We start from the raw sequence: 19,343 nt of genomic DNA on the forward strand, positions 1-19,343 counted from the left end.
CGGTTTTCAATTACTTAAATTGTTTTAAGAAACGGAGATCATTTTCAAAGAACGAACGTAAATCTGTTACATTGTAACGTAGCATCGTTAAACGTTCTACGCCCATTCCCACCGCAAAGCCAGAATATTCTTCTGGATCAATACCAACATTACGCAACACATTTGGGTGAACCATTCCACAACCTAGCACTTCCAACCATTTGCCGTTTTTACCCATCACATCGACTTCTGCAGAAGGTTCTGTAAAAGGGAAATAGGACGGGCGAAAACGCACTTGTAAGTCTTCTTCAAAAAAGGCGCGTAAGAAATCGTGTAATAAGCCTTTTAATTCACTGAAGTTAGCGTGTTTATCCACATAAAGTAATTCAATTTGGTGGAACATTGGGGTGTGGGTTTGGTCATAATCGTTACGATATACACGTCCCGGTGCCATAATACGAATTGGCGGACGCATTTTTTCCATTGTACGAATTTGTACGCCAGAGGTTTGGGTACGCAATAAACGCTCTGCATCAAACCAGAACGTATCGTGATCGGCACGGGCTGGGTGATGAGCCGGAATATTTAGTGCATCAAAGTTGTAATAATCAGTTTCAATTTCAGGCCCAACTTCTACACTAAAACCTAAGTTAGAGAAAAATTTTACAACACGCTCAATGGTAATTGAAACAGGGTGTAAGCCACCTAATTCTGTTTTACGCCCCGGCAAACTGACATCAATACTCTCTTTCGCTAACTGTGCATTAAGGGCCTCTTCTTCCCATTGTGCTTTTTTGGTGTTTAATAAATCTAACACTTTTTGTTTCGCTTCATTGATTTTTGCCCCCATTGCAGGACGCTCTTCCGCCGCCACATCACGCAATCCTTGCATTAATTGGGTAAAATGCCCTTTTTTCCCAAAATATTCCACACGAATGGCATCTAGCGTTTCAAGGCTTTTATCGTGCAATTTTTCAATCGCTTCTTTTGCCTGTTCGGTAATTTCTTTAAGGTGTTGCATACCTATCCTCTAATAACAATATAACATCTGAAAAATTTCTTAATGATAATACTAACGCCTTAAAAAATCACGTTTTTATTGTGGCTTTTCGCAATTATTCTGCCTTTCCCATTGTTGAATTTTTTCTTGCACGGAAAGTGCGGTAAAAAATTCACCTGTTTTGGGTAAGGCTTTCACACAAATTTGCTGGTTTTCATAAGTAAATTCAAGCTGATAACAATGTAAATAAGTGCGGTCGGATTTTTGCTTATTTCCGCCATAACGTTCATCACCTAAAATGGGACTTCCTAAACTTTTCATTGCCACTCGTAGCTGATGGGTTCTGCCTGTTTGCGGAAATAACATAAACAGGCGTAAATTGGGTTCACAGCTTAGCGAAGAAAAATGTGTAATGGCAGGATTTTCCTTGCTTTGGCATAATTTCCACGTCCCATTACGCGATTTTTGCATATCCCCAATGATCCGTCCTTGTTTTTTCTTCGGCTTTTCAGTGGATAGCGCCAGATAGGTTTTCGCGATGCGATGACTAGCAAATAACCCAGACAACGTTGCCGCAGCTTGCTTATTCAATGCTAAAATCAACAATCCTGACGTCGCCCTATCTAAGCGATGCACCAGCCAAACTTGGGGTAAATTCAATTGTTGAGCCATTAAGGTGGTTAGACCAACCTCTTGCTCATCTTTATGTACGGAAATGCCACAAGGCTTGTGAATAATGATAAAATCAGCGTGCTGAAAAACAATGTCAAACATTGGCGTTGTGATCTCTGGCATAATTAGACATTTATAAAAGTGCGGTTAAAAATAAATGAATTTTACTTTTCAACAGATTATAGCATATCTCATCCCTGTTCTGATTTGGATTTTAACGATCTCCATTACAATGCGATTGGTGATTAAAAAACAATCCGTTTCAGCTACCCTTTCTTGGTTGATGATAATTTATCTCGTCCCCGTGGTAGGCATTATCGCCTATTTAGTATTTGGCGAAGTGAAATTAGGGACAAAACGTGCAAAGGCATTTCGTTTACTTGCACCGAAATTTAATCAATGGTTTGGCGATTTTTCACAATGCCCGCAATTAATCAATCACCATAATACTCTGCTTTATCGCCCAATTTTTGACTTAGCTAAAAGTCGCTTAAATATTCCTTGTGTGCTGGGTAATGAACTGCATATTTTAGAGACGCCAGAAAGTATCATAAAAAGCATTATTGATGATATTCATCAAGCCAAACATAGCATCAATATGGTGTTTTATATTTGGTGGAATGGTGGCCTAGTGGAAGACGTGCAACACGCGCTAATTGCTGCACAAAAGCGCGGCGTAACAGTGCGAATATTGCTTGATAGTGTAGGCAGTCGTCAATTTTTGAAAAGTAAACATTGCCGTGAAATGAAAGAAAGTGGCATTGAAATCACCGAAGCGCTACACGTTAATTTACTACGGATGTTTTTTAGTCGTATTGATTTACGCCAACACCGCAAAATTATAGTGATCGATAATCAGATTGCTTATACAGGCAGTATGAATATGGTCGATCCGAAATATTTCAAACAAGACAGCCACGTTGGGCAATGGGTGGATATTATGGTGCGTATTAATGGTGCGGTGTCAGCGGTGCTAAATGGGCTGTATGCGTGGGATTGGCAAATTGAAAGTGATAAAGAAATCCCATTGCAGTTGCCTAATTGCCCTTTATTGCCCATAGAGAAGAACAATTCTCACGCCGTACAGATTCTTGCGACAGGCCCGGGATTTCCAGATGACTTAATGGCGCAATCTCTTTCTATTGCGATTTTCTCCGCGCGTAAAAGCATCACGATTACCTCGCCTTATTTTGTGCCAAGCCATAGCATTGCCGAAGCATTACGCATTGCGGCGTTACGCGGTATTGATGTGACGCTAATTCTGCCAAAGAAAAATGATTCTTTAATGGTTAGCTGGGCGAGCCGTACTTTCTTTGAAGATCTTCTTGCTGCTGGAGTAAAAATTTATCAATTTGAACAAGGGCTATTACATACCAAAAGTGTGTTGATTGATAACCGCCTTGTCTTAGTCGGAACGGTAAATATGGATATGCGCAGTTTTATGTTAAATTTTGAAGTTACAATGGTAGTGGAAGATCAAACTTTTGCTAATGAAGTTACCCTCTTGCAAGAAAATTACCGCCAAAGTTCTTCATTATTAACCTATAAAGATTGGGTAAAACGTCCTGTTTATCAACGCGTTATCGAACGTTTATTTTTCTTATTCAGCCCACTTTTATAAATGCGGTATAAATTTTCAACGTTTTTAAGGATAGTAATGAAAAAACAACTTACCTTTTATTTCGTCCGCCACGGACGTACCGTTTGGAACGAACAAGGTTTATTACAAGGACAAGGCGATTCACCACTGATCGCCGAAGGCATTGAAGGAGCAATGAAAACAGGCAAACACTTAGCCAATATTCCCTTTCTCGCTGCCTATTCAAGTGTGTTAAAACGCGCGATGGATACCGCAGAATACATTATTGGCAAACGAAATATTCCCTTTTTTCAACATAAAGGCTTAAATGAGCATAGCTTTGGCTCTTGGGAAGGGGCATTAGTGAGCCACCTTCGTCAAAACGAAGAATATCAACAAATGACCAAAGATCCCGCCAATTTTCAGGCTAAAAGCAATCGTGGCGAAACCTTTGGTGAATTAGCTAAACGGGCAATGAAAGCCATTGATGAAATTATTCAAGTACATCATTCAGGCAATATTTTGGTAGTTTCTCACGGTCATACACTACATTTATTGCTCGCTTTATTTGACGGCTCAACTTGGCAAAACCACCGTGAAAATCCGCGAGTAACACGCTTGGCAAATACCTCTATTAGCATTGTGCGTTATGAACAAGCTGAAAACGAAAGTGCGGGGCGTTTTGTGTTAGAAACGGTGAATAACACAGAGCATTTGTAATGCTTTATATTCCTACTCCAAAGAAGAGACTAATACAGTACAGCTCTAAAATTATATTTCTAATTATCCTATTATTTTTATACCTTAGTAAGGTATTAATTGATGTTAAGTTAAAAAACCATTTTCAAATTTTTCTTCTATATTTAACCTTGGGGATTCATCATTATTAAAATGATATATAAATCCATTATTATTTAGCATTTTAATAACAGATATGGCTTTTTCATCAGAATAATCAAATTCATATTTTAGAATGGAAAATATATGATATATTTCATTCCTAAGATCTGTAGAAAATATCCCAGGATCATCTGAACCAAGAACAATTATCATCGGGTAATCTCCTTCTATTTTTCTATTGGCTATTCTTAGCCAACGAAATATATGATGATCTTTTATTGAATTATAAATACTAATTCTAACATTACTTGTAATTAAACTTTCAATAACAATTGATTTTTCCGATATTAATTTTTGAACATATTGCTGACATTTAACAAGAAAATTCTCTGAGAAAAAATCAGAACATACTTTTTCTTTTTCTTCATACTTAGTAAATGTTTTTACATTAAACCATCTATCTCTTAATAAACATAATGTATCTCTTGGGATTGATTTGACTAATGAAATCTCATATAGATCTAATATAACTTTATTTTCTAAAAAATTATTAACAATCTCAGGATTTAGATATCTATGCTCAAAGAAAGAGTCTAGTAATAAAAGATCTATTTTTTTACTATAGTCATCGCCAAATATTTCTTTAGAAAGCTTATTAATTTCATACTCAAGTTTATATATTTGAATATTATCAATATTCAAATCTATAGCTACTTTTCTAGCAAATAATAAATTCTCTAGCCATACTCCTTTAGATATAAATACCTCTCTAGGTATTGCTTTAATCCAATCACTAGGAATCAATCCTATTGCTGTAGCATGACCTATCCTATCACCTGATTTCAAGTTTAAGAAAACTATTGACTCATAAATAGCCCTAATGCCTGTCATTAAATGTTCAAAATCTTCTCCAACATGGTATGTAAATTTTTTAATAAAATTTCTTCTACAAAATCTATATAGAGGTGAGAAAACTTCTGGAGGAGTGTCCATCTCGTTAGCTGCAGCATCAACTCCAACAATAATATCTTTCAGTTTTGGATATTTAACAAAAGTCTCTTGTAAAATTTTCCCTTTTTCTATTAGATTTTCTCTAATATTTTTAAAATGATAATTCATATCAGGTATGCTAGATATATTATGATAATTCCATTTTCCTTTTATAAAGTGGCATACTAATCTAAGTTTTGGTCTATCTATTTTTAATACATTATCAATTAAACTATTTAAATCTTCTTTTTTTAATAAACCATTTTTCCCTCTAGCATATTTTACAAATCCATTTAAAATATTATAGATTAGAAACTCATTCTCCTCAATGCTGCTTTTAGGAGAGAATCTACCTTCTATAGTTGCTAAATCAGAATTTTTAGAAAAAACATCTGGTCCATGTAATTGAATATATCTAATATAGTAATCTTTTTCATATCCTTCTCTAGCTCCAGAATCAGCAATTTTTTGGAAGTTATCAAATCCTTTTTTATATACAGATTGTAATGAAATGCTTCTAAAGCAATTCATAGAAACAATATATATCAAATAAAGTATGTCTAAAAGCTTTCTCCTAGACTCACTTTTTCCGGATTTAAGATAATTTATCGTTATCCTATGAAATTCTAACTCTTTAAAAAACAACTCTTCCTCTTCATAGTATTTAAAATTATCTTCAAAAAAAACATCGCAATAATCCTCATATTTTAATATTTTAATTAATAGATCGATTAGATGATTATACTCTTTGTTATAATTTTCATTAATAATTAAAATAATTAATTTTTTTATAGTCTTAGATATAACTAATAACTTATGGTATGACTTTGGGGTTTTTAGAAAATAATCTGAACCATAATGTAAAAAAACATGTTCCTTATTAAAGTTTTCCTCTAAATAATTTCTTATAGAAGAGGGGGTTTCTAATGCCCAACTCCATAGTAATTCTGCTGTTGTTGTTCCATTTAAATGGATATGTAGATCATTAAGCCCTACATTATTAATATAATGTTCAACGATAGGTTTCTTAGGTGATAAAATTCCTCTAAGTCCTCTAATATTACTCCTATTATTGCATAGATTACATAGCGCTAATATTGGCAAAAATGAATGGTTAGACATCCAGTTTTGCCAATCAGAAAAAAGATTTAACTTTATGGAAGAATCTTCTTCTACATAAAAATCTTTTACTTCATATAGTAAAGCTAGTGATAAACAGGTTCTCTTTTTATATTTGCAGCATAGACTATCCCAATAACTAGAAAAAATTCTATCGTTAAAATTGGAGTAGATACTTAAATGGTTATAGGTGATGAACTTTATTTTATTGATGTTAATGCTTTCAACTCCTCTCCCATCCAAAATATTAATGCTTTCAACTCTTCTCTCATCTAAAATATAACTTAATAGATCTTCACATAACGATTTATATACTAATTGTGATGAAAGAATAAAATCATTTATTAACATTTATTTCTTCCTCTACTTTTCGTTATACTTAAATGAAACTGGTGCTATCTTTGATATTGCCAGTTTTGATATTGGTGGTAAACCATCTTCATCAAGTTTATCAAGCTTTAGGTTATCTAAATAATTTTTCATCTTTTCATCTATCTTCAAGATTCCTTCAAGTATTTCATTTGCCATTTTATCTTCTGTCATATATAAAAATGGATAAACTAATGGACAATTTACAATAGAATATGTTAATGGGAGATACTCTTTGAATTTATCTTCTAGCCTACTATTTTTATCGTTATTTAGTACGTTTTTTATAGACTTTAAATTATTAATAAAATGCTTGATAGATGTTGATACATTACTAGCATTGGTCATAATATTAAAAATATCATTGCTTCTATTATTAGAATAACGGCTCTCCTCTATTAATATAGAGTTGCAAACACCCCAAATAAATCTAGCAAATATTTCACTTGTATACAACCTTCTTTTTTTGTATTCTCTTTTTGCATTATCTGAAATATTATTTATAGAGTAGAATAATCTTGCCCATATCTTACCTAAACATAAAGATGAATAATTAAATTCTAATGTTTTAGTATCTTCACGCCAGGACAGTAATAATTTTATGAGGTTGTCCTCATATTCATTATTTTGAGTATTATTACTTTCATTATCTTCATTGTCTCCATCATCATTTTCATTACTATCATCTATATTATATCTTTCTGGCAAGAATCCAGAATATGTATTAAATGCACTTAATCTTCCAAGCTTATCTTTTAGTTCATTTTCCTCGTTACATTCTAGTAATTCAGCTATTGAAGCTAAGAAAGCATATATAGATACGCAATCTCTAGTTTCTGTATGAATTCGTATCCTATTAGAAGAAATTAAAAATGCTTCTTTTGTTATATAATCAATAATATTATCTGGTATATGCTCAGAAAATCTCTCTAAAGATGATAGATGTTTTCTTTTCAATCCTGGATTACTTCCTCGTCTATTAAGTCTGATGATTCCATTTAAAACTCCTTGATGGCTTTTCATTTTAGGTGATACAATACCACTATATTTTTCCATAATGTTTCTTGGGCTAGAGTTGTTATTTAAACCAATGTAATCAAAGTATTTAGTGTAATTTTCACTTTCAACAAAGTATAAATAAATATTTGCAGGAGAACCTAGTAACAACATAGAATTTATTGCCATTGAAACACTATCCTCTTTTCTACTATTACTTTTTGAATAAGAAGAAACTAAAGATGACAAGAAAATTTTAGCAATATTATAGCTCGAATCATTTCCTTCAACTCGACAATAAAACCCCGTATCCATATCATTATGCTCATATATAACACTAAATATATTTGAAGCTATATTTACAATAGAAGAAGGAAAGTTTTCTAAAATGTTTACACCTATTTTCTCTTTTAGTAAGTCACTCAAAAATATATCTTTTATTGCCATTGAAAAAGAACTAACATCATTGTTTGATAATAGATATTTGATCAACTGTACAATAGTTCTTATAGGTTGACTCAAAATAAAATTATTTATTTCCCCGATATAGTCATCATGTATTGAAAGATATTTTTTTAATTCATTTTTAAGAAATGAAACTAGAAGCTCCTCTTTATTGGGTTCCATACTTGTTTTTAAGTAAATACTATACTTATTCTCTTTATTTATTTCATGTAAGTTCATTAGTTTTATTCTTTGATGAATTGGAAGTGTTTTTATAATATATTGTTGTTCCAATTGATAAAGCATATTTCCTTCAAATGGGCGACTTATAGTTTTATCTTTTATTTCATTAGCTTTATTTACTCCAACTATGTAACTATATAATTGTATATCTCCTGATACTAAAACAACCAATTTAGGATGAGTCAGATAGCATCTAATTGTTTCTAATAATTCATAGGCTTTATCGGTTCTAGTATCTATATCATCTATAGCTATCATTAAGAGTTTTATATTATATTTTTCTATAATAAGATTTATTAAATCATGAATCTTTTTCTCTAATTCTTGACCACTGGTTGATCTATTTAAAGCTTTCGAGAAAAACCAAGATGTATCCTTCTTATCATTAATAATAGAAAGTTGTTCTATTCCATTAGAAATTTCTTGTAATCCTTTAAGCCATTCATTATCAAAATCATGTTTGATTAATGGAGATGATATTATATTATATGAGTCTACAAACTTATGTAATTTAGCAATAATATCAGTCAAAATATGTTGTTGGCTTACTATTGTTGTAGGATCAATAAAAGCACATGGAACAATTCCTTTTAATTGTTCATCTGACTGAGAAAACATATCAAATACAGTAGTAAAAATATATTTTAGAAATGTTGTTTTTCCTGCACCTCGTTCTCCGTCAATAAATATAGTGTTATTTCTTCTTGGTAAATAAATATTTTCTAAATATTTTTTATCTTTTGATAAAGCTTCATTACTTTCTGAACTTTTATTTATTGACATTAGTATACCTTTTAGTTTATCTAATGCCTTATATTGCAAAAAGCTTTCATCATTGCTAATGATATTATTAGCATCTATATTTAAATCAATAAATATTTTACTATTGTTACTCATAAAATTCTCCTATGTTTATAAATTATATATTCGTTTACCTCACCCATTCCGTTTGCAGATAAGTCAAACGCTCAAGATTGGTGATGTAATGCCCGAGTTCTTGTTCTTCAGGACGATGAACATAGGGAATTTGCCCAAGTAATGGGGCGTCAATTTTTTCGCTGAGCATTTCAATCATTTCTGCATAATGGGCTAAACCGGGATTAATGCGATTGGCTATCCAGCCTAATAAGGGTAAGCCTGATTGTTGAATGGATTGTGCCGTCAGCAAGGCGTGATTAATGCAGCCTTCTTTAATGCCAACTACAAGCACGACTGGCATTTTGTGCGAGATTGCCCAACTGGCAAAGCTATATTCTTTATTCATTGGGGTAAGCCAACCAAATGCCCCCTCCACTAGCACAGATTGATAACGCTGAGTAAGTGCGGTGAGATCGGCGTTAATTTTTTTTATATCAATGCGTTCTCCGTCTTCACTTAACATTGGCAAACTGTGGGAAAAGCTATAACTATTCACGTCTCGGTAGGTTACATTCTCTTTTGTGGCGTCAATTAAGGTTAGGACATCAGAATTATTTTCTTGTCCATAATCACTTTCTATTGGGCTTTCACGATAAGCCCAATCCTCTTGGCAACACGCAATCGGTTTATAACCTACAATTTGAATACCTTGATTTTGCAAGGCTTGGATAATGGCACGACTGGATACCGTTTTTCCTACATTGGTATCCGTTCCTGTAACAAAAAAGCAGCTCATCATTTTTTCCTTATGATCCCATTTGTTTGGAATTCTAAAGGAATTTCATAATGAGAGTATTGAGCTAACACAATTTTTCTTTATTTTTCAGTAGATCACCGAGCAAACTGCCATCATAAATCCCTTGCTTAATTGCCGCAGTTAAGACTTCTGGGCTATTCCATTTATAACGGCTTGTTACCACTTCCACATTGCAATGATAAAGGGATAAACGTTGATTTAAGCGCGCTAAGAAAATCTCTTTTGCACTCAATAAACAGGTGTTTAACATCACTTTTTTAGAGGAAAACATATTAACTAAACACATTAAATGGTAAGCCGTTAAATCCGCGATATGGTGAATAATATCAATCGCTTTTGCCTCATTGCCTTGTGCTTTTTTACATAAAAAGTGAATTTTTTCAATATTATTCACTTGTTGATTGTCGGGATACGCCAAATCAATCAATTTATAAATAGCTTGGTGTGTGAGCTGATTGATAATTTGATGACGTTCCGTTTCAGGTAAGTGAGGATTGAGTTGATGCTGAATTGGGTTGAACGTTGGCGTAATGAGCTTATCAATATTCATCTTTGGCTGTTTGTTACATCGTAACACATCACCTTGTGATAATACGCTTAAATTGACTCGTTCATCAAGTTGTAAAAATAAAACGTGATCACAACCAATCACACTACCCACCGAGCTTTCGGCAAACAACCACGTTTGGAAATAATCCGTTACCATAACAGGCATTTTAAAATAAGGGTGAAATAAGGCTTTCAGATCAAGTGTTAGCTGGCGATTGCCAAGGTGATAAACGTAGCGCTCTTCATTATCTAACTCCCCAGTTACGGCAATAGAAAAGGTGATGACTTTATAAGGTTCGAGTTTGGTTTTTTCTAAAAACGCTTGCACGAACCCTACTAAAACGCGATCTAATTGTGCAAATTCTTCACTGCGTAGCGGGAAAGAATGTTCTGCCAACGGTGTGCCATCTAATTCACAAAGAAATATATCAAAACGATCTTCACTCAGCACCGCACATAACGACTGCCAGAAAAAAGGCGATACACATAAACCAATTGCTGGACGTCCACGGTTTTCTGTATTTCGCACGGCTTTTTCAATAATTAATCGTTCATTAATAAGCTGACGGGTTAAAGAGGTGATCGTCGCTGGTGCTAAATGCGAAAGCTTTGAAAGATCAATCCGCGAAATTTCTTCAAATTGTTCAATTAGCCGATACACTTTCCCTAGTTGTTGTAATTTTAAGACATACTTATCTTGTTTTCTTTCCTTGATCATAACGCCCCACAACGGATTAAATTTTTGAAATGAAATTATTGTTTTTTTATATCAGGTTGCCACCTAAAAACAAGTTATTTACTTCAATTTTGTGGGCAAGTTCACAAAAACAATTGAATAATTCATTTTGGCAAATTTCCTGAGTTGCGGTAAACTAAGCGGGTTTTTACGCTAAATTTTTTGATTGAGGTTTATATGACACAAATTGCCCCTATTGCAGAGGTATTACAAGGCAAAATTCAAATCGGTGATCAGGTTACCGTACGAGGTTGGGTGCGTACCCGTCGTGATTCTAAAGCAGGGCTTTCTTTCCTTGCGGTGTATGATGGTTCTTGTTTCGACCCTATCCAAGTGATCGTCAATAATGATATTGCAAATTATCAAGAAGAAATTCTACGCTTAACCACGGGTTGCTCGGTGATTGTTACAGGTAAAGTGGTGGAATCCCCAGCAGAGGGACAAGCAGTAGAATTACAAGCGGAAAAGGTGGAAGTAACAGGTTGGGTGGAAGATCCTGATACCTATCCAATGGCGGCTAAACGCCACAGTATTGAATATTTGCGTGAAGTGGCACACCTTCGCCCTCGCACTAATATCATCGGTGCAGTCGCACGTGTTCGCCATTGTTTGGCTCAAGCCATTCACCGCTTCTTTCACGAACAAGGTTTTTATTGGGTTGCAACCCCACTGATTACGGCATCTGATACTGAAGGTGCGGGGGAAATGTTCCGTGTTTCAACCCTAGATTTAGAAAATTTACCACGTACCGAACAAGGTGCGGTGGATTTTTCGCAAGATTTTTTCGGTAAAGAAGCCTTTTTAACCGTATCTGGTCAGCTAAATGGGGAAACTTATGCTTGTGCATTAAGTAAAATCTATACCTTTGGCCCAACATTCCGTGCGGAAAATTCTAATACCACTCGCCACTTGGCAGAGTTCTGGATGGTTGAACCTGAAGTTGCTTTTGCGGATCTGAATGATAACGCAAAACTCGCCGAAGCAATGCTTAAATATGTGTTCCGTGCCGTATTAGATGAGCGTAAAGATGATCTTAAATTCTTTGAAAAACACGTTGATAGTTCTGTTATCAGCCGTTTAGAAAACTTTATTCATTCTGATTTTGCGCAAATTGATTACACAGATGCCATTGACGTCTTATTAAAATCAGGCAAAAAATTTGAATTCCCTGTTTCTTGGGGAATTGATTTATCCTCTGAACACGAACGCTATTTAGCAGAAGAATATTTTAAATCCCCAGTAGTGGTGAAAAACTATCCAAAAGACATCAAGGCGTTTTATATGCGTTTAAATGATGATGGAAAAACCGTAGCAGCAATGGACGTATTAGCCCCGGGAATTGGTGAAATTATCGGTGGTTCACAACGTGAAGAACGCCTAGACGTGTTGGATAAACGTATGGTAGAAATGGGTTTAAATCCAGAAGATTACTGGTGGTATCGCGATCTCCGCCGTTATGGTACTGTACCACATTCAGGCTTTGGTCTTGGTTTTGAACGTTTAATTGTTTATGTAACTGGCGTGCAAAATATCCGCGATGTGATCCCATTCCCACGCGCACCAAGAAATGCGAATTTCTAGGTTTTAAATGAGTTAAAAAATAAAGAGCGGTGGAAAAATAACAAATTTTCATCGCTCTTTTTCTATATTCTGATTGCAAGCTGTAATGCCACACACTACAATAGTCAAAATACTTGATTGATTTTGTCTTATGATTATTTCCTTTAAACATAAAGGTCTAGAAAAATTTTATAAAACTGGCTCAACAGCAGGAATTATCGTTGCACATTCGTCTAAACTAAAACGTATTTTAGCCCGATTAAATAGCACAAAAACGATACAAGATATGAATATTCCGGGTTGGAACTTACATTCTTATCTGGAAATCTATCAGATCATTGGAGTGTCAAAGTAAATGGAAATTGGCGAATAACGTTTAAATTAGAAAATGGACACGCTGAAGTTGTCGATTATCAAGATTACCACTAGGAGTTTACAATGAATATGTATAATCCCCCACACCCAGCAGAAATTATTAAAGAAGATATTTTACCTGAGCTAGGTCTAACCGTTACTCAAGCAGCTAAGCAATTAGGGGTAAATCGTGTTACACTTTCTCGCCTATTAAATGGTAAAGCCTCAATCAGTGCCGAAATGGCATTACGCCTGCACGCTTGGCTAGGAGAAAATAGTCCAAGTCCTGAAAGTTGGTTACATCAGCAAGCTGACTACGATCTCTGGAAAGCCGCTCAAAACAAGAATTTTTCTGTTATTCCAGCATTAGCTTAGATATTTTGCTTCTAAGTAAATCGCGGTGAAAATTGTTTTTTCACCGCGATTTTGTTCTTATAAAAAGAACTTTGTTATTAGACTTCATTAAATTACTTGAGAATATTCCACCTAATTCTCTGCACAATTTGCCTTGTTTTATAAGTGATTTTGTCTATTTTTAGCTACATTATCCAAACAGCCCATTAATCAAAAGTGCTATCATTCAACCAGTTTCTGTAACAACAACGCCAATCCACTTTGTCGTTTGGTGGGATTTCTTACCGCGGTTTTCCAGCTTTGCTCCGTGCTAAATACGGTGGCTTGGTTCTTGGCACGGGTAATTCCCGTGTAAACCAATTCACGGGATAAAATCGGGCTGGGTTCAGTGGGCAGTACCATAAAGGCGTGGTCAAATTCAGAGCCTTGTGATTTATGCACTGTCATTGCAAAGGCGGTTTCGTGGCGTGGAATACGGCTGGCTAATTCCCGTTTGCCATTTTCAAAATAAAAATGCCCTTTTAGCTGCCCCTGTTCATTAGGACTGAGTAAATATAACCCAATATCCCCATTATATAAGCCCACATTGCGATCATTTTGCGTAATCATAATGGGTTTGCCGAGATAATGTTCACGCGCTTGATTAAATTGCACTAAGCCCTTTGCACGCAGCCCCTCTGCAATACGTTGGTTGAGCTGTTCACTGCCTAACTCCCCTACACGTAATGCGGTGAGGTAACGGACTTTATTAAATGCGGTGAAAATTTGCTGAATTTTTTCTGAATCTAAAGGTTGATTTTGCGCCGTAACTTGCTGAATTAAGGTTAAAAAATCGGCGTAATTTTGCACCGCACTTTTCACCACCACATTGGCACAATATGGCTGATATGCCAAGCTATTCACCTCCCCTTTGTGTGTCAATTGCATAAAATCAACGAGGGTTAAAGGTAAGGTTGTTACAACATCACTTTTCTTCAAATCTCCTGCTTGTAGCAACTGCCAGCTTTCTTCTGCGTTGCCTTGATTAATCAATTTCGCTAACTGCCCAATGGCAGAATGTTCATCAAAACGATGACTTTGGGTTAAATGACAAAGATGATCACGAATTGGATTGCCTTGTGTTATCGCAGACAAATGTTGCCCTGTGGTTTGTTGTAAATACGCCACAAAATCGGGGCTGTAGCCTTGCGTCAGAAATTTGCCTAATTCTGCCAAAATTGCCCCTGCCTCCACGGAGGCAAGCTGATCTTTATCTCCCAATAAAATTAATTTGGTTTGTGGTTTTAAGGCTTGCAACAATTTCGCCATTAGGGATAAATCGATCATTGAAGATTCATCTACCACAAGCACATCAAGCAATAATGGGTTCTGTTTATTATGCTTGGGCATATCTTCAAAGAAGCGTACGCCAAGTAGTCGATGTAAGGTTTCTGGCTGTGTCGGTATGGCAGCGATTAACGCCTCTGGCAACGCCAATTCTGCTTTTAAGCGAGCTAAGGAATTATCCATACTCTCTTTTAGCCGAGCGGTGGCTTTCCCTGTAGGGGCAACCAGTTTTATACGTAAACCTTGCTGATATAAATCCTGTAAGGCAAGTAATAATCGTGTTACGGTGGTGGTTTTGCCTGTACCGGGACCGCCACTGATTAGGGTAAAAGGCTGTTTAATTGCCATTGCAACAGCAATTTCTTGCCAATTAATTTGTTTTGGTTGTGCGGAATGAGGAAAATATTTTTGCAAAATTGTTGCGATGGCTTGGGGATCAAAAGTGCGGTCAAAAATACCTGAATTTTGCCCCGCACTTTGCTCTACATTTTGTTCCGTGCGTTGAATGGAATGGGCAAAATATTCTGCAACGCGGTATTCATCTTGCCAGATACGATAAAAATACAGCGCGTTAAACTGAAACACCAAAGGGGCGATTTTTTCTTGCGGCTGTGTGGTAAAAGCAATGTGTTGCTGTAAACAATCTTGCCATTGGGTAAGGGGTAAATAATCAATTTTGGCATTGATTTTTTCTATATATTCCCATTCTTGCTGAGGTAATGGTAATAAACTGGCTAAATTAGCCTCAAGCACTAAACAACTATGCCCCTGCAAATAAGAATAATTGCACAATGCCGCCAATAAAATCGCTAAATTTTGTTGGCATAAGGAATACCCTTTGCCTTGCTGTTTTTCGGCAATCAAGCGTGCGAAATGGTAATCCCCTTGGCTAAATATGCCTTTTTCTTGAAGTGCTTTAATTAGGCTGAGCATTAGAATAATTCCTCCAAGGCTTGAATTAATCGCCAATCTGGTTTATCAAAATAAATACCTGTTTGATCTTTGCCATTCATTCCGCGTAAAAACGTATAAATCACGCCTCCAAAATCCCTCTCATATTGATAATGCGGATCACGCAAGGTTAAATAGCGGTATAACGCTAAGGTATAAAGCAAATATTGCCAATCATAAAAGCCATTTTTCATCACTTCAGGCAACTGGGCAGGCTGATAATTTTCCATTTGATGACCAAGCAAGTTTGATTTGTAATCTAGCACATAATATTTACCCTGATGACGAAACACGAGGTCAATAAAACCACGCAACATTCCTTGCAAACGCTCAAAAATCAGCGATTGTGAGGGAAATGGGTGATAATTTTGCAAGGCTCGATTAAACGCAGTGGCATCAAAGGCTTTGTTTAATTTTAAATAAAATTGCATTTCTTTTATACAATCTTGCGGTTGAATTTGTGCAAGGGTTACGTTTTCACCAACCAATAATGGGCTGTGATAAATGGCGTTAAACCATTGTTGTAATGGCACAATCCATTGTTCATCAAGCTGTAACCCTTGGCATAATTTGGCAAGATTTTGTTCATCAAGGGCAGATTGTGCGGTATTTTTTTCTAAATAACGGTGTAAAATCGTCCCCACACGCACGCCACTTGGCAAATCAAAAGGGGTATAACCTTGTGGATAGGTACGTTCTTGTGGCGTTATTTCTTCGTTTAACGGGAAGGCTTGTGGCAGGTTGAAATCGTAATCCTTACCTTGATCAAAAACTTGCGAAATTTGCACCGCACTTTCATTTTCAGCCTGTAATTGTAATGTATTGCGTTGATGCTTATGCACCATATCCGTGAAGCTGGTTACTCCCCAATGGTATTCAATCTTGCCATTAAATATGGCGGGGCTAAAGTGCTGCGTGTGATGAGGGGAAACCAATGGCGCACTTGCGATAAGATCGTTGCTGTGGCTAATCGCCACATTCTGTTCACCAACGTTTTGCTGCAAGGTTTGTAATAATGCTGTGCTGTCATAGGTTGCGGATAAGTTTAGGCTTTCTCCACACTTCCCTTGCGTTAAGGCATAGAGCAACCCATTCCATTTTTTTTCAAAAGTCTTCGGTAAACACAATGCCACTTGGTATTTAGCACGGGTAAGCGCCACATAAAGCAAACGCATTTCTTCTGCTAGATCTTCTTTAAGCACGCGTGCTGATTGCTGATTTTCCATATCCCACAATATGTGGTCTTGTTCTGTGGCGTAATAGGTGGTGATTGTGTTTTTTTCCTCTTTCTTCGGCTTGGCGATAAAGGGTAACCACACCAGATCATAAGCTAAGCCTTTTGATTTATGAATAGTCACAATTTTAACTAAATCTCGTTCACTTTCTAAACGAATGCTTTCTTCTAGCCGATCTGTCCCTTGAATTTGCTTTTCAAACCAACGCAATAAGGCAGCTTCACTTTCGTTTAAACGGCTAGCTTGTTGTAAAAGTTCCGCTAAGTGCAAGAAATCTGTCAAAATTCTTTCACCTTGATTGTGTGCAAGCAAGCGTTGCGTAAGCGGGGTTTCTTCATTAAGCAATAATTGATGCAACATCACCAAAATGCCTTTTTGTTGCCACGTTTTTTGATAGGCAAAAAAGGTATCCACCCAATGCTCCCACTGGGTTTCATCTTGCTTAATTTGATAAATTTCTGCACTGGTTAAGCCAAATAATTGGGTGGCAATGGCATTGAGAATGTAGCGTTCATTCAGCGGATTTAAACAGGCCTGCAAAATCAGAGCCAATTCCTGTGCGGTTTCACTGTCAAACACATTGCTTTTATCGGATAAATATACCGAGGCGATGCCCAAATTTTGCAAGGCGGTTTTAATGCGCTGAGCTTCTTTTCCTGTACGCACCAACACCGCAATATTTTTTGCTTGCAAGGGTTCATCGGCAAATTTTGCTTGATTTTGCGCCGCACTGTTTAGCCATTGCTGAATGGAAATCGCACAATTTTTGGCAAACTGTTCTTGATCATAGTCCTCACCTAAATAGCAACGCAACGCAGGTTCATCTTGCCCATTGAGATTAAAGTGCGGGAGATTTTTTCCTGCTTTTACGGGATCAAACTGAATTTCGTCAAATAAAAAAGGCGGTGGCTGTTCAAAATCAAAAACCCCATTAACAGATTGAATTAATGCAGCGGTAGAACGCCAGTTTTCTTTCAGTGTAAAACGCTGGTTGGCTTGTTGCGAAGCCTTAAAATAAGTAAAAATATCTGCGCCACGAAATTTATAAATAGATTGTTTCGGATCGCCAATCATTATAAAGCCTGACGGAGCGGGCTGAGATTGCTGTGGTGGCTTTTCAATATAAATTTTAGAAAAAATTTGATACTGTTGTGCATCGGTATCTTGAAATTCGTCAATCATCGCAAAGGGATATTGATTGCGAATCAACGCAGCTAACTCCTGCCCATTTTCTCCATATAGCCCTTCTCGCACTAAACGTAACAGATCATCAAAGCCTTTTTGGATGTGCTGATTTTTATAATCAAACCATTTTTTCCGAATGGCTTGAATGGCGTGATATAGCACAATCGGTAAGGCAAGTGCCATTTCTTCTGATTGCGTCCATAAATGTTCCGCTTGGCAAAAAAGAGGATGTTGTAACGGGGCAAATCCCGATTTTATTTTTGCGTTAATCTCTCTTTCGGTAAAATAAATAAAAATATCTGGCAAGCTATAATTGCTCGGATCTTCCGCCCACGCCCGCATTTTCTCAAGGCGTCCTGCATAATGATTCGCGTATTTAATTTTTTCTTTATTTTCCGTGAAGAATACGGCAAGTGCTTCGGCATTTGCCAACCATTCTTGCTTAAACGCATCAATTGCCTGATAGGTGGTTAATAAATATTGTTGGAAAAATTCATCAAGAGATAGCTCAAGCAAGCGCGGATGAGAAAGGGCGACCTCAACCCCCTCTTTGCCTAAATGTGGGCGAATTTTTTTCAATAATGCTTGTGGCGATTTTAGCGTTTGATTCACCCATTTTGCGACAAGCACAGGTTGATGATAAAAGGCTTCTCGCCAAAATTCGTTGGTTAAACGTGCGAGTAAATCACTTTCATCGGTTACCAACGCTAAATTAAAATGCACGCCCGAATTAAAGGCATATTGCATTAACATTCGACGACAAAAACTGTGGATCGTGTAAATCGCTGCCGTATCCATACTCTGCTCTGCCCAACTAAGGCGCTGAATGGCTAGGGGAATGTCATTTAAGCCTTGCACTAATTCCCCCAGCAAGGGATCGCCCCCTTGTGCAAAGACCGTTAGATCTTGCGTGGTTTGATATTGCAAAAGTAACTGCTTGCTGTGGTAAATTCTTGCACGAATACGTTCTCGTAATTCTTGTGTTGCCATTTCGGTAAAGGTTACCACTAAAATTTTATCGACAGAGAGTGGTTGGTTGAAACAGTTTTCCCCTGCTTGTAGCAGCAAACGAATATACAGGGACGCCATTGTGTACGTTTTCCCTGTTCCCGCTGAGGCTTCGATCAGGCTCACACCTTGCAAAGGCATTGTGGCTGGATTGAGTGTTTGCGTTTTTATCGTCATCA

Annotated in this window: 12 protein-coding genes and 1 pseudogene; 5 read left to right on the top strand and 8 right to left on the bottom strand. The window is 36.4% G+C overall.

The window, feature by feature from the left end; all coding sequences use genetic code 11:
• Window positions 1–10: 10 nt before the first annotated feature.
• Window positions 11–1,000 carry a phenylalanine--tRNA ligase subunit alpha gene (gene pheS, locus L4F93_RS10860; protein WP_250350258.1) on the bottom strand — a complete coding sequence of 330 codons (990 nt, stop codon included), beginning with the start codon at window positions 998–1,000 and terminating at the stop codon, window positions 11–13.
• Between the two features lie 75 nt (window positions 1,001–1,075).
• Window positions 1,076–1,774, bottom strand: a complete 699-nt coding sequence (locus tag L4F93_RS10865; RefSeq protein ID WP_250350259.1) for a TIGR01621 family pseudouridine synthase — start codon at window positions 1,772–1,774, stop codon at window positions 1,076–1,078.
• Between the two features lie 34 nt (window positions 1,775–1,808).
• Between L4F93_RS10865 and cls the strand changes: the two genes are divergently transcribed.
• Together cls and L4F93_RS10875 are read left to right on the top strand one after the other, a co-directional pair.
• Window positions 1,809–3,272, top strand: coding sequence for a cardiolipin synthase (cls, locus tag L4F93_RS10870; protein WP_250350260.1), 1,464 nt, complete (start codon window positions 1,809–1,811; stop codon window positions 3,270–3,272).
• Between the two features lie 36 nt (window positions 3,273–3,308).
• Window positions 3,309–3,950: a histidine phosphatase family protein gene (locus L4F93_RS10875; RefSeq protein WP_250350261.1), complete on the top strand. Its 642-nt coding sequence runs from the start codon at window positions 3,309–3,311 to the stop codon at window positions 3,948–3,950.
• Window positions 3,951–4,055: 105 nt separating this feature from the next.
• On the opposite strand, the gene L4F93_RS10880 is transcribed toward L4F93_RS10875, so the two are convergent.
• The 4 genes from L4F93_RS10880 to L4F93_RS10895 form a co-directional block, all read right to left on the bottom strand.
• Window positions 4,056–6,530 (bottom strand): hypothetical protein, encoded by a 2,475-nt coding sequence (locus L4F93_RS10880; protein WP_250350262.1) that lies wholly within the window; start codon window positions 6,528–6,530, stop codon window positions 4,056–4,058.
• Window positions 6,531–6,542: 12 nt separating this feature from the next.
• On the bottom strand, window positions 6,543–9,128 hold the full coding sequence (locus L4F93_RS10885; RefSeq protein ID WP_250350263.1) for a KAP family NTPase: 2,586 nt from the start codon (window positions 9,126–9,128) through the stop codon (window positions 6,543–6,545).
• 34 nt (window positions 9,129–9,162) lie between these two features.
• Window positions 9,163–9,885 (bottom strand): dethiobiotin synthase, encoded by a 723-nt coding sequence (bioD, locus tag L4F93_RS10890; protein WP_250351689.1) that lies wholly within the window; start codon window positions 9,883–9,885, stop codon window positions 9,163–9,165.
• A gap of 64 nt (window positions 9,886–9,949) precedes the next feature.
• The gene (locus L4F93_RS10895; protein WP_250350264.1) at window positions 9,950–11,173 is read right to left on the bottom strand and encodes an ROK family protein; all 1,224 of its coding nucleotides are present in this window, start codon (window positions 11,171–11,173) and stop codon (window positions 9,950–9,952) included.
• A gap of 195 nt (window positions 11,174–11,368) precedes the next feature.
• Here L4F93_RS10895 and asnS point away from each other — a divergent pair, with 195 nt between their 5' ends.
• The 3 genes and pseudogenes from asnS (at window position 11,369) to L4F93_RS10910 (ending at window position 13,480) form a co-directional block, all read left to right on the top strand.
• Window positions 11,369–12,772, top strand: a complete 1,404-nt coding sequence (gene asnS / locus L4F93_RS10900) for an asparagine--tRNA ligase (RefSeq protein WP_250350265.1) — start codon at window positions 11,369–11,371, stop codon at window positions 12,770–12,772.
• Between the two features lie 196 nt (window positions 12,773–12,968).
• A pseudogene (locus L4F93_RS10905) lies at window positions 12,969–13,180 on the top strand (type II toxin-antitoxin system RelE/ParE family toxin).
• 9 nt (window positions 13,181–13,189) lie between these two features.
• Complete coding sequence (locus tag L4F93_RS10910; protein WP_250350266.1) at window positions 13,190–13,480, top strand: HigA family addiction module antitoxin; 291 nt, start codon at window positions 13,190–13,192, stop codon at window positions 13,478–13,480.
• 201 nt (window positions 13,481–13,681) lie between these two features.
• Here the strand turns inward: L4F93_RS10910 and recD are convergent, their stop codons facing one another.
• Window positions 13,682–15,718: an exodeoxyribonuclease V subunit alpha gene (gene recD, locus L4F93_RS10915; RefSeq protein ID WP_250350267.1), complete on the bottom strand. Its 2,037-nt coding sequence runs from the start codon at window positions 15,716–15,718 to the stop codon at window positions 13,682–13,684.
• Window positions 15,718–19,341: an exodeoxyribonuclease V subunit beta gene (gene recB, locus L4F93_RS10920; RefSeq protein ID WP_250351690.1), complete on the bottom strand. Its 3,624-nt coding sequence runs from the start codon at window positions 19,339–19,341 to the stop codon at window positions 15,718–15,720. Before recB ends, recD begins: the two co-directional genes overlap by 1 nt.
• Between the last annotated feature and the right edge of the window lie 2 nt (window positions 19,342–19,343).

Origin of the sequence: Avibacterium sp. 20-132 (assembly GCF_023611925.1) — a bacterium.
Lineage (GTDB): Bacteria > Pseudomonadota > Gammaproteobacteria > Enterobacterales > Pasteurellaceae > Avibacterium.